Below are 12,509 nucleotides of genomic sequence, written 5' to 3'. Positions count from 1 at the left end.
CTGCGTCTCTCAACCCGCTCCGATCGCAGACAAGGCCGAGCCCACGCCGATGCACGCTCTCGTTCATTCGATGTCCCCCCGCTCATCTTACCGCGCGCTCCGTCTCGCAGCCGGAATTGTCCTCAGCTTCGGAGCCATGCCGGCGTCGGCCGCCGACACCGATTGCGCCTCGGGCAGCAAGGCGCCGCCATCCGAGCTGATCAGCGTCTGCACCGCCGCGATCGCGCAGGCTGCGAACTCGAAGGATCAATCCATCGCGCTCGTCGCGCGCGCCGACGCGCATGCCCGCACCTCCGGTGGATTGACCCAGGCTCTGAAGGACCTCGACCGCGCCATCGCGCTGGACGGCAAGAATGCGCGTGCCTATCGGCTGCGGGGGGATCTCATGCGCGAGGCCGGCGGTGATGCCGGCAAGGCCGCGGCGGATCTGAGCATGGCGATCTCGCTCGATCCCAATGATGCGGAAGCCTATGAGCTGCGCGGCATCGTCTACACCGGCCAGCGCCGGCTCGATCGCGCACTGGCCGACTATGATCAGGCCATCCGGCTGAAGCCGGATTTTGCGCAGGCCTATGCCGATCGCGGCGTGGCCTTCTATCTGCGCGGCGACAACGAGAAAGCCGTGCGTGACTACGACGAGGCCATCCGCCTCGATCCGGACCGGCCGCGCACCTTCACCAATCGCGGTGCGGCCTACAAGAAGCTCGGCGAGATGGACAAGGCGCTCGCCGATGACAGCGAAGCCATACGACGTGATCCGAAAGTGCCGGAGTATTATGACAATCGCGGCCTCACCTACGCCGCCATGAAGGACTACGACAAGGCGATCGCCGATTATGATCAGGCGATCAGGCTGCAGCCGCGCCCCAACTTCCTGACCAACCGCGGCGATGCCTATCAGTTCAAAAACGAGCTCGGCTCGGCCCTCAACGACTACGACGCCGCCCTGCGTCTCGATCCCGGCTTTGCGCTCACCTACAACAACCGTGCGGTGCTGTTCAAGAAGATGGGCGAGCGGGCCAAGGCGCTGGCCGACTACGAAGCCGCGCTGCGCCTCGATCCCGGCAACGAGAACGCCGCCAACGGCCGTCGCATCATGATCGCCGAGATCAAGAAGTTCGGCGCCGAGCCGCCGCGTCCGTTGAACGCACCGTCGGAGCGCAGCGGCCCGTCGTTCGATTGCGCCACCGCCGTGCGCGAGGTCGAGAAGGTCATCTGTGCGGACCCCCAGCTTTCCGTGCTGGATCTCGGCGTTTCCGAAAGCTACGCCCGGCTGCTGAAGTCCTCGCGCGGCCGTACCGCCGCCGAGCTGCGTAGCTCGCAACGCGACTTCATCGCCGAGCGCAACGCCCGCTTCGGCAGGCCCGGCTACGACCTTCGTCTAGCCCTGCAGCGCCGTCTGGACGCATTGCGCGAGGCAGCGCATTGATCTGGCCGGGAAAATGACGGTGACCCCAGGTTGCGCCTGATCTGGATCAATTCATGACCGCTTGAACTGTCGCTTTGTCCCGTGACAATAGTCGGGAATAAACACAGTTGGGGAGACGTCATGAGCGCTGCGAGCCGCTATCACGAGGTCCATGCCCGGTCGCTGCGGGACCCTGAAGGGTTCTGGGCCGAGGCCGCCCGCGCGATCGACTGGATCGAGCCGGCCAAGCAGATCTTCGATCCTTCGATGGGCGCCTATGGCCGCTGGTTTGCCGGGGCCGTCGTCAACACCTGCTACAACGCGCTCGACCGCCACGTCGCCGCCGGCCGCGGTGACCAGTTGGCGCTGATTCATGATTCGCCGCTGACGGACTCCGTCACCAGGATCACCTACGCCGAGATGCTGAAGGAGGTGCAGACGCTCGCCGCCATCATGCAGGATTTCGGCGTCGGCAAGGGCGACCGCGTCATCCTCTACATGCCGATGGTGCCCGAGGCGATGGTCGCGATGCTCGCCTGCGCGCGCATCGGCGCCGTGCATTCGGTGGTGTTCGGCGGCTTCGCGGCCAAGGAGCTCGCAACCCGCATCGACGATGCGACGCCGAAGCTCGTGCTGTCGGCGAGCTGCGGAATCGAGCCCGGCCGCATCGTGCAGTACAAGCCGCTGCTCGACCAGGCGATCGAGCTGGCCGACAACAGGCCCAAGGCCTGCATCATCCTGCAGCGGCCCGAGCATGTCTGCGAGCTCAAGCCCGGCCGGGACTACGACTGGGCGGCGCTCCGCAAATCCGCGCTCGTCAACGGCAAGCTCGCTTCTTGCGTGCCGGTGCTGGCGACCGATCCGCTCTACATCCTCTACACGTCCGGCACGACCGGCAAGCCGAAGGGCGTGGTGCGCGACAATGGCGGGCATCTGGTCGCGCTGAAATGGTCGATGGAGAACCTGTACGGCATCAAGCCGGGCGAGGTGTGGTGGTGCGCCTCGGACATCGGCTGGGTGGTCGGTCATAGCTACATCATCTACGGCCCGCTGATCCATGGCGCGACCTCGGTCATGTACGAAGGCAAACCGGTCGGCACGCCGGATGCCGGCGCGTTCTGGCGTGTCATCAACCAGCACAAGGCTGTCGCACTGTTCACCGCGCCGACCGCGTTTCGCGCCATCCGCAAGGATGACCCGGAGGCCGCCTTCCTGCGCAAATACGATCTGTCGCAGTTCCGCACGCTGTTCCTGGCCGGCGAGCGCGCCGATCCGCCGACGGTGGAATGGGCCGAGCAGCAGCTCAAGGTGCCGGTGATCGACCATTGGTGGCAGACCGAAACCGGCTGGTGCATCGCCGGCAATCCGGTCGGCCTCGGCCTCTTGCCCGTCAAGCACGGCTCGCCGACGGTACCGATGCCCGGCTATCAGGTCGACATCGTCGACGAAGCCGCGAAGCCCGTTCCGCCGAATACGATGGGCTCGATCGTGATCAAGCTGCCGATGCCGCCGGGCTGCCTGCCGACCCTGTGGCAGCAGGAGGATCGCTTCAAGGAATCCTATCTCAGCGAGTTCCCCGGCTACTACAAGACCTCGGATGCCGGCTTCAAGGACGAGGACGGCTATGTCTTCGTGATGGGTCGCACCGACGACATCATCAACGTCGCCGGCCACCGGCTCTCGACCGGCGGCATGGAGGAGATCCTGGCCTCCCATCCCGATGTCGCCGAATGCGCCGTGCTCGGCATCAAGGACGCGATCAAGGGCGAGGTGCCCTGTGGTTTCCTGGTGCTCAAGGCCGGTGTGTCACGCAGCCCCTCGGTGATCGAGAAGGAGATCGTTGCGCTGGTGCGTGACAAGCTCGGTCCGGTCGCAGCGTTCAAGCTCGCGATCACCGTCGGCCGGCTGCCGAAGACGCGCTCCGGCAAGATCCTGCGCGGCACGATCAAGAAGATCGCCGACGGCGAGCAGTGGAGCATGCCGGCGACGATCGAGGATCCCAAGGTGCTCGAGGAGATCGGCGAGGCGCTGAAGAGCCGGGTGTAGCGTCACGCTGCTCAGGTCACCTGGCGGCGCGGGTCATTCTCGACCCTCATGGTGAGGAGCGCCGAAGGCGCGTCTCGAACCAAGAGGCCCGGTACGGGGCTCGCCCTTCGAGACGCCCGCCCCGGGGCTTGACCTCGGCGCGCATTGTCGTCAAGCAACGGCCGGACCGCCGATTGACGAGAATGGAACGCCCGATGCGACAGACCTCCGCCCGCTTGGCCCTGGTGCTGATGGCCGTGCTTTCACTCACGGCCTGCGCCTCGCGCAATCAGGGTCCCGCAGTGGCGCTCGGCAATGACGACGACGATGCGGTCTGCCAGGCCGGCGGAAAGGTCGCGCCGGGATCGGCGGAATATGTCGCCTGCCGCAAGGATCGCGACGTGCAGCGGCAGCGCGCCGAGGCGCGCGCCGACCGCCGCCAGCGCGATCTCGGCGAATACATGATGAACCATCCCGACCGCCCCTGAGCGCAAGTGCAAGCGCCTCTCATGGCGCGTGACTTCACTGCAACAGTTGCGTGACATCGGCGCTGCAACAATGCCGATTGATTGAGATCAAATCCAACCCGATGGCGTCCCTGCCACATCTGTGACCGCAAGGCGCGGCTTTGCTGCGCGGATCAAGCGGAAGTGTAGCTCAAGTGTGGCTATGGGGACCTCGATGAATAGAACATTCCAACTCTCGTCGTCGCTGCTGGTGCTGGCGGCGGTCTGCGGAGCCATGAGCTCCGCGCAAGCAGCCGACCTGCCGGCGGCGCCGGTCTATACGAAGGCGCCGGTGGTCGAAGCCTGGAATCCCTGGATGATCCGCGTTCGCGCGCTGGGCGTGCTGCCGGATGCCGGCGGCTCGACCGTCAACGTCACCGGCGTGCCGGCGCTGTCGTCGCCGAATTCGGGCCTGAAGATCTCCAACCAGGTCGTGCCCGAGCTCGACATCAGCTACTTCTTCACCAGGAACATCGCCGCCGAGCTGATCCTCGGCGTCACGCGTCACTCGATCAGCGGGACGGGCACGCTGGACGGTCTCAATGTCGGCAAGGCCTGGCTGCTGCCGCCGACCCTCACACTGCAATATCACTTCACCGATTTCGGCGCGTTCAAGCCGTATGTCGGCGCCGGCGTGAACTACACGGTGTTCTTCAACCAGAGCGCGGCCAATCAGGTGTTCAACGGCCTCGCCGTCACCAACCTGCACATCTCGAACCAGTGGGGCGCCGCGGTCCAGTTCGGCTTCGACTACATGCTCGACAAGCACTGGGGCTTCAACGTCGACGTCAAGAAGCTGTGGCTGCAGCCGAACTACTCGGCGACCGTCAACGGCGCGATTCCCGTCACCGGCCGCGCCAACATCGACCCGTGGCTGGTCGGCGCCGGCATCACCTACAAGTTCTGATTTGTTGCGTTCCTCCCTGACTTGCCATGGCGCCGGAACTTCCGGCGCCATTTTTTTGGGGAGATTTGTTTGTCGCGAAGCTTCGCTTGTCGCGAGTCTCGCGCCTTCCCACCGCCGTCGTCCCGGCGAACGCCGGGACCCATACTCCGCAGCGGGAGTGAGGCAGGAACACTGGTCACAGCCAGCTCGGGCCGTCACGCAAGCCGGTGGTTATGGGTCCCGGCGTTCGCCGGGACGACGCTGTTGTTGGAGCGGGCGGCCGCGAATTGACCTGAGAAAACGACGCGCGCGTCCTATTCCTCGTCCTCGTCCTGCTTCTTGCCGCCGATGGTCTTGAGCTTGGCGAACACGGCGTCGACGTTGAGGTCGTCCTCATCGCGCCCCGCAGGCTCGTACTCGTCCTTGCGGGTGGTCTCGGAGGCCGGCAGCAGGGTGGCGCCGCTGTAATTGGCGTCGAGCGGCTTCTCCTTGGCGGCGCGCTGCACCTCGAAATCGAGTTCGATCTGCGAGCAAAGGCCCAGCGTGACCGGGTCCATCGGCGTCAACGTCTGCGCGTTCCAATGGGTCCGGTCGCGCACGCTGGCGATGGTGCTCTTGGTGGTGCCGACCAGACGCATGATCGAAGCGTCCTTGAGCTCGGGATGGTTCCGCACCAGCCACAGGATGGCGCTCGGGCGCTCGTGGCGGCGCGACACCGGGGTATAGCGCGGGCCCTTGCGCTTGGGCTGCGGCGGCAGCACGACCTTGCTCTCCTGCAGCCGCAGGCGGTAATTCGGGTCGCGCTCGGCCTTCTCGATCTCCTCGCGGGTGAGCTGGCCGGTCGAGATCGGGTCCATGCCCTTGATCCCCTGGGCGGCGTCGCCGTCGGCGATGGCGCGCACCTCCAGCGGGTGCATCTTGGTAAAATCGGCGACCTGGTCGAAGGTCAGAGCGGTATTGTCGACCAGCCACACGGCCGTTGCCTTCGGCATCAGCGGGGCGTTGCTCATGGCAAATCTCCTTTGTGCTCCGCCCACTCTTCGGAGGCGAAACCTGCGGTCATCGACGATGACGGGAATTGGCCCTATATAAGCCGTCCCGGGGGCGGGGCGCAATGGCCTCACCAGAACGGCCTTGACAGCGCTCGAAAGCAGTCCCAAGTCCTACCCAAACGAGCTCTAGCTCAAGCCGTGACGTCTCGACCGTCCCCGCATGCCGGCCCGGGGTTTTCCGGTCGCCGCAACAAGCCCGCACAGATCAGGCCAATAGATCAGCCCATGTCAGATCACCCGATGGCAGCCAAACCAGACCTCAAAATCGTGCTTTGCTCGCCCCGCGGCTTCTGCGCCGGCGTGGTCCGCGCCATCGACACGGTGGAACGGGCGCTCGCCATCTATGGCGCCCCGGTCTATGTCCGCCACGAGATCGTGCACAACAAATACGTCGTCGACAGCCTGAAGACCAAGGGGGCGATTTTCGTCGAGGAGCTGGCGGAAATTCCTGACAGTACCAACGCACCGGTGGTGTTCTCGGCCCATGGCGTGCCGAAATCGGTTCCGGCCGAGGCCCAGGCGCGCAATTTCTTCTCCCTGGACGCGACCTGTCCGCTGGTCACCAAGGTCCATCGCGAAGCCGCCATCCACTTCAAGCGTGGCCGCGAGATCCTGCTGATCGGCCATTCCCACCATCCCGAGGTGGTCGGAACTGTCGGTCAGCTGCCTGCGGGCGCCGTGACCCTGATCGAGACCGCCGAGGACGCGGCGACCTTCACGCCGAAGGACCCGAACAACCTCGCCTTCGTGACCCAGACCACGCTGTCGATCGACGACACCGCCGACATCGTGGCGGTGCTCAAGGGCCGCTTCCCGAACATCTCGGGCCCGCACAAGGAAGACATCTGCTACGCCACCACCAACCGCCAGCTGGCGGTTAAGAAGGTGGCGCCGGTGGTCGACGCGCTGATCGTGGTCGGCGCGCCGAACTCGTCGAACTCGCAGCGCCTGCGCGAGGTCGCCGAGCGCGAAGGCTGCCCGATCGCCGTGCTGGCCCAGCGCGCCTCCGACATCGACTGGGCCCGCTTCGAGGGCATCAAGAGCCTTGGCATCACCGCCGGCGCCTCGGCGCCCGAGGTGATCGTCGAGGAGATCATGGGCGCCTTCGCCGAGCGCTACGTGCTCCACGTCGAGACCGTTTCGGCCGCTGAGGAGAACGAGTTCTTCCCGCTGCCGCGCTCGCTGCGGCCGGAAGCTGCGGCCGAGTAAATCGGGCGCCGTCTTTTCCGCCCTCGACGGCCCGTTGGCCTTGAACGCGGCGCCCGCATGCGCGATGAAGGGCGCAACGGGCCTGTTCGATGACGAAGTTCGCATCGGAGAGGCGGGGGCAGGCGAACTTCGATCACTGGGATAGCGCATGGCGGTCTACACCGATGTCGCCGCCGACGAGCTTGCGGACTTCCTCAAGACCTATGACATCGGCGAGCTGCTCTCCTACAAGGGCATCGCCGAAGGCGTCGAAAACTCCAACTTCCTGCTCCACACCACCAAGGGCTCCTACATCCTCACGCTCTACGAGAAGCGCGTGGCGGTGGACGATTTGCCGTACTTCCTCGGCCTGATGGCGCATCTCGCCGAGCGCGGCGTCAGCTGCCCGCAGCCGGCGCGCAACCGCGACGGCGCGGTCTGTTCGAGTCTGTCGGGCCGGCCGGCGGCGATCATCAACTTCCTGGAAGGGATGTGGCCGCGCAAGCCGAACGTTACGCATTGCGCCGGTGTTGGCGAAGCGCTGGCGCGGATGCATCTGGCCGGCCGTGATTTCCCGCTGGTGCGCAAGAACCCGCTCTCGGTGTCCGGCTGGAAGTCGCTGTTCGCCCAGGCGGCCGATCGCGCCGACACGGTGCAGGCCGGTCTGTCGGTGCTGCTCTCGACCGAGCTCGGCCATCTCGAGCGCTCCTGGCCGACCCACCTGCCGGAAGGCGTCATCCATGCCGACCTGTTTCCGGACAACGTGTTCTTCCTCGGTGACAAGCTGTCCGGGCTGATCGACTTCCCGTTCTCCTGCAATGACATCCTCGCCTATGACGTCGCGATCTGCCTCAACGCCTGGTGCTTCGAGGCCGATCATTCGCTCAACGTCACCAAGGCGCGCGCCTTCTTCAATGCCTATGGCCGCGCGCGGCCGCTATCGGACGCCGAGCTGGAGGCGCTGCCCCTGCTGGCGCGCGGCGCCGCCATCCGTTTCCTGCTGACGCGCCTGGTCGACTGGCTGAACGTGCCCGCAGGCGCGCTGGTGAAGCCGAAGGACCCGCTCGAATATGTCCGCAAGCTGCGCTTCCACCAAGCGGTGACCAGCGTGCGCGACTATGGCGTTGGAGGAGCTGCCGCGTGAGTGAGCACCCGGTCGTCAGCATCTACACCGATGGCGCCTGCTCGGGAAATCCGGGGCCGGGCGGCTGGGGCGCGATTCTTCGCTTCGGCGACAAGGAAAAAGAGCTGAAGGGCGGCGAGCCGCACACCACCAACAACCGCATGGAGCTGATGGCGGCGATCTCGGCGCTGGAGGCGCTGAAGAAGTCGTGCCAGGTCGAGCTCTACACCGACAGCCAATATGTCCGTCAGGGCATCACCGGCTGGATCCACGGCTGGAAGCGCAACGGCTGGAAGACCGCCGACAAGAAGCCGGTCAAGAACGCCGAGCTGTGGCAGCGCCTCGATGCCGCGCTGAAGCCGCACAAGGTCAACTGGCACTGGGTGAAGGGCCACGCCGGCCACCCCGAGAACGAACGCGCCGATCAATTGGCGCGCGACGGCGTGGCGATGGCGCGGATGCAGAAGAACGTGCGCGGTTGACGTTGCGGCGCAATCACGGATGCCCGGGCGAACTCCGCTCGATGGCAAAATCGTCCAGGAGCGGTGAACTACGGCCCTCGATCAAGGCAGCGATCAGCTCGGAGGCGAGATAGCTGAAGGTGATCCCGTTGCCGCCGTATCCATAGGCTGCATAGATGTTGGGAACGCGCGGAACAGGGCCGATCAGAGGCAGCCCATCATCGGTCGTATCAAACGTTCCGGACCACTGATAGTCGAAATCGACGATCGCGCGCGGCCACAGCGCCGAGAGTTCTGCGGCGAGCCGCCGCGACTTGTCCGGAATGGCGCGGTCGCGCGCTTCGGGCTCGATGAGCTCCTCATCATCCTCTCCCCCGAAGATGATGCGCCCGTCAGCCGTGGTCCGGCCATAGTGATAGTCCTCGCTGCTCTCCCAGATCAGCACGTCGTCTCGCCAGAGATTTTGTGGCTGCGGCTTGGTGGCGACGGCCCAGCTCGACGCGACGCGATGGATCGTCGGCTGGATGATTGCGGGCATCGCATATCCTGTCGCCAGGACGATGTGACGGGCTTCGATCTCATGTCCACTGTCGAGGCCGACCGTGGCACTTGCCCTGCCGCTGTCAAAGGCGACCGCATCACCATGGACCAGCCGCGCGCCCTGCGACAGCGCGAGGGACAGCAGACCGCTTGCGAGCTTGACCGGATCGGCTTCGGCCGCGCCGGGAGACAGGATCGCCCCGGCGCGGGCAAACCCGAAATTCTCGAGCAGGGTTCGGTGATCGAGAAATGTGCCGGGAAGGCCAGCCCGAACGCGTTGCTCCAGTTCTTCCCGCAGCGAGCGGGAATCATCCTCTCGCGCAAGATAGAGCGATTGTCTCGGCCGCAGCTCGCCAGGCAGCCTGCGCTCCCCGACCAAGTGCATCAATTCGTTCACCGCCCGCAGACTGGCCTGATAGCACCGCGCAGCGCGTTCGAAGCCGATCATCACCGAGAGCTCGCTCAACGAACGGTCGATCTCCCACAACAGCATGGCCGTGCTGGCCGCCGTACTGCCGCGGCAGGGCTTTTCGCGATCCATCACGACGACGTCCCGGCCTCGACGGGTCAGCCGTTCGGCCATCATCGCGCCGGTAATCCCAGCGCCAATGATCAGGACGTCGCAGCGAAAGTTTGAAACGACGGCGGCCATCGGAAACGAAGGTGCAGCCGCCCATGGCGGGCGCGCGCTGCGGACATCTTCCTGCGCCAGTTGCTCGGTCTGCTCGCTGAAGATGCTGGCCTCCCATTGTTCCAAGAACCGGGGCCTACAACGCGTCCGAGCGGCTTTTGTTCATCGAAGATTGGCGCCGCGACGGCTGCCGTGCTCTTCTCCGTGGTAGACGCCGGCTCGATCCAAGCAGAGAAAAAAAGCCCGCGGGGGCGCCGCGGGCTTTCGGATCAGGTCAGGAAAGCAGGATCACAGCTGCCCGAGCAGCGTGTCGCCGCCGGAGACCTCGACCTTGCCGGGGGCGGCTTCGAGGTTGAGCTTCGTCACCTTGCCGTCCTCGACCAGCATCGAGTAGCGCTTGGAGCGGATGCCGAGGCCGGCGCCGGAGGCGTCGAGCTCCATGCCGATGGCCTTGGTGAATTCGGCATTGCCGTCGGCCAGGAACACGGCTTCGTCGCGCTGGTCGGTGTCGCGCTTCCAGGCGTTCATGACGAAGGCATCGTTGACCGAGACGATCGCGATGGTGTCCACGCCCTTGTCCTTCATGGCATAGGCGTTGAGGAAGATGCTGGGCAGATGCATCTTGTGGCAGGTGCCGGTGTAGGCGCCGGGCACCGCGAACAGCGCCACCTTCTTGCCCTTGAAGATGTCGTCGGTGGTTTTGACCTGCGGGCCTTCGCCGGTCATGACGCGGAACTGGGCCTCCGGCAGCTTGTCGCCTACCTGAATGGTCATTGAATTACTCCTTCCCCTGGATGTGTGGCGCGCGAGACGCACCACACTATTCGGCGGGCCAGAAACGGCAACGGTCCGCCGTGTTCACGTGTCCGTCATCGCACGCCCGGCATTGCCGCGACAATGGTCTCAAGCTGCTGCGGCTGACTTCTTCTCGTCGCGCAGCTGCCGGCGCAGGATCTTGCCGACATTGGTCTTCGGCAGCTCGGTCCTGAACTCGATCAGCTTCGGCACCTTGTAGTTGGTCAGCTGCTCGTGGCAGTGCTTGATGATGTCCTCGGGCGTGAGGTTGGGATCCTTCCTGACGATGAACGCCTTGACGACCTCGCCGGTCTTCTCGTCCGGCAGGCCGATCACGGCGGTCTCCAGCACGCCCGGATGGGTGGCGATGACCTCCTCGACCTCGTTCGGATAGACGTTGAAGCCGGAGACCAGGATCATGTCCTTCTTGCGGTCCACGATCTTGACCGAGCCGTCCGCGGCCATCACGCCGACGTCGCCGGTGCGGAAGAAGCCGTCCGCCGTCATCACCTTGGCGGTCTCGTCGGGACGATTCCAGTAGCCCGCCATCACTTGCGGGCCCTTGGCGCAGATCTCGCCGGGCTGTCCCAGCGGCACCTCGTTGCCGTCATCGTCGCGGATCGACAGCCAGGTCGACGGCAGCGGCAGGCCGATCGTGCCGGTGAATTCCGTCGAGGTCGGCACGTTGCAGGTCAGCACCGGCGCGGTCTCCGACAGGCCGTAGCCCTCGGCGATGCTGCAGCCCGTCACCTGCTTCCAATGCTCGGCCACAGGGCGCTGCACGGCCATGCCGCCGCCGTTGGAGACCTTCAGCTTGGAGAAGTCGAGCTTCTTGAAATCAGGGTGGTGCAGCAGGCCGTTGTAGAGCGTGTTGACCGCCGGGAAGGTGTTGACCTGGTACTTCATCAGCTCCTTGATGAAGCCGGGAATGTCGCGCGGATTGGGGATCAGCAGATTGGCGCCGCCGGCGCGCACCGCGAGCAGGAAGCAGCAGGTCAGCGCGAAGATGTGGTAGAGCGGCAGCGCGCAGACGATCAGCAGCTGATCCACATGCGGCGGCCGGTCCATGACGGGCTGCAGCCAGGCGTCGTTCTGCAGCACGTTGGCGACGACGTTGCGATGGAGCAGCGTGGCGCCTTTGGAGACGCCGGTGGTGCCGCCGGTATATTGCAGGAAGGCGACGTCGTCGGGGCCGATCGCAGGCTTCTGGAAGCGCTTGCTGCGGCCGGCGGCCAGCGCTTCGTTGAAGGGCACCGCGCCCGGCAGCGAGAACGCCGGCACCATCTTCTTCAGGCGCCGGACGACAAGATTGACGATGACGCCCTTGAAGCCGAGCAGGTCGCCCATGCTGGCGATGACGATGTGCTTGACGCTGGTGTGCCCCACCACCTGCTGCACCGTGTGAGCGAAGTTCTCCAGCACGATGATCGCCTCGGCGCCGGAGTCCTTGAGCTGGTGCTCGAGCTCGCGCGGCGTGTAGAGCGGGTTGACGTTGACGACGGTGTAGCCCGCGCGCAGCACGGCCGAGATCGCGATCGGGTATTGCAGCACGTTCGGCATCATCAACGCGACGCGCGCGCCCTTGGCGAGCCCCAGGCCCTGCAGGTAGGCGCCCATCGCGATCGACATGTCGTCGAGCTCGCGGTAGCTGATCGCCTTGTCCATGCAGATGAAGGCGCGGCGGTCAGCGAACGTCTTGAAGCTTTCCTCCAGCAGATCCACCAGCGATTGGTATTTGCTGGGATCGATGTCGGCGGGAACGCCGGCTGGGTAGTGCTTGAGCCAGATGCGCTCCATGAACCTTCCTCTCTGATCGTCTCTTATGGTCGCTTGACGTGTCTGCGGCTCCGGTCAGAGCCGGGCGGCATTCGGCGGCCAATATCGAATTTCCGGC

11 protein-coding genes are annotated in these 12,509 nt (G+C 65.3%); 7 read left to right on the top strand and 4 right to left on the bottom strand.

Going from position 1 to position 12,509, the window contains the following annotated elements; all coding sequences use genetic code 11:
* The first annotated feature begins 70 nt into the window (after positions 1–70).
* The 4 genes from QXZ94_RS22515 to QXZ94_RS22500 all read left to right on the top strand — a co-directional run bounded on the left by QXZ94_RS22515 (position 71) and on the right by QXZ94_RS22500 (position 4,846).
* Entirely contained in the window at positions 71–1,429 is a 1,359-nt protein-coding gene (locus QXZ94_RS22515; protein ID WP_315722272.1) for a tetratricopeptide repeat protein, read from the top strand.
* 120 nt (positions 1,430–1,549) lie between these two features.
* The gene (locus QXZ94_RS22510; RefSeq protein ID WP_315722271.1) at positions 1,550–3,454 is read left to right on the top strand and encodes a propionyl-CoA synthetase; all 1,905 of its coding nucleotides are present in this window, start codon (positions 1,550–1,552) and stop codon (positions 3,452–3,454) included.
* A gap of 194 nt (positions 3,455–3,648) precedes the next feature.
* On the top strand, positions 3,649–3,921 hold the full coding sequence (locus QXZ94_RS22505) for a hypothetical protein (RefSeq protein WP_315722270.1): 273 nt from the start codon (positions 3,649–3,651) through the stop codon (positions 3,919–3,921).
* A gap of 193 nt (positions 3,922–4,114) precedes the next feature.
* A complete protein-coding gene (locus QXZ94_RS22500) occupies positions 4,115–4,846 on the top strand; it encodes an OmpW/AlkL family protein (RefSeq protein WP_172110149.1) in 732 nt (243 codons plus the stop codon).
* A gap of 293 nt (positions 4,847–5,139) precedes the next feature.
* On the opposite strand, the gene QXZ94_RS22495 is transcribed toward QXZ94_RS22500, so the two are convergent.
* A complete protein-coding gene (locus tag QXZ94_RS22495) occupies positions 5,140–5,835 on the bottom strand; it encodes a DUF1013 domain-containing protein (protein WP_315722269.1) in 696 nt (231 codons plus the stop codon).
* Positions 5,836–6,117: 282 nt separating this feature from the next.
* Here QXZ94_RS22495 and ispH point away from each other — a divergent pair, with 282 nt between their 5' ends.
* From ispH to rnhA, 3 genes are all read left to right on the top strand, one after another.
* Positions 6,118–7,086 carry a 4-hydroxy-3-methylbut-2-enyl diphosphate reductase gene (gene ispH / locus QXZ94_RS22490; protein ID WP_172110147.1) on the top strand — a complete coding sequence of 323 codons (969 nt, stop codon included), beginning with the start codon at positions 6,118–6,120 and terminating at the stop codon, positions 7,084–7,086.
* 148 nt (positions 7,087–7,234) lie between these two features.
* A complete protein-coding gene (locus QXZ94_RS22485; RefSeq protein ID WP_315722268.1) occupies positions 7,235–8,209 on the top strand; it encodes a homoserine kinase in 975 nt (324 codons plus the stop codon).
* Complete coding sequence (rnhA, locus tag QXZ94_RS22480; protein ID WP_315722267.1) at positions 8,206–8,670, top strand: ribonuclease HI; 465 nt, start codon at positions 8,206–8,208, stop codon at positions 8,668–8,670. The genes QXZ94_RS22485 and rnhA overlap by 4 nt, the downstream gene beginning before the upstream one ends.
* A gap of 13 nt (positions 8,671–8,683) precedes the next feature.
* Here the strand turns inward: rnhA and QXZ94_RS22475 are convergent, their stop codons facing one another.
* From QXZ94_RS22475 to QXZ94_RS22465, 3 genes are all read right to left on the bottom strand, one after another.
* Positions 8,684–9,775 (bottom strand): NAD(P)/FAD-dependent oxidoreductase, encoded by a 1,092-nt coding sequence (locus tag QXZ94_RS22475; protein ID WP_409998804.1) that lies wholly within the window; start codon positions 9,773–9,775, stop codon positions 8,684–8,686.
* Between the two features lie 333 nt (positions 9,776–10,108).
* The gene (locus QXZ94_RS22470) at positions 10,109–10,594 is read right to left on the bottom strand and encodes a peroxiredoxin (RefSeq protein ID WP_172184011.1); all 486 of its coding nucleotides are present in this window, start codon (positions 10,592–10,594) and stop codon (positions 10,109–10,111) included.
* 129 nt (positions 10,595–10,723) lie between these two features.
* On the bottom strand, positions 10,724–12,412 hold the full coding sequence (locus QXZ94_RS22465; protein ID WP_315722265.1) for a long-chain fatty acid--CoA ligase: 1,689 nt from the start codon (positions 12,410–12,412) through the stop codon (positions 10,724–10,726).
* Between the last annotated feature and the right edge of the window lie 97 nt (positions 12,413–12,509).

Origin of the sequence: Bradyrhizobium sp. SZCCHNS2022 (assembly GCF_032377575.1) — a bacterium.
GTDB lineage: Bacteria > Pseudomonadota > Alphaproteobacteria > Rhizobiales > Xanthobacteraceae > Bradyrhizobium > Bradyrhizobium aeschynomenes.
The sequence above is the reverse complement of the archived record's forward strand: the minus strand, read 5'-3'. Positions and strand labels throughout refer to the sequence as shown.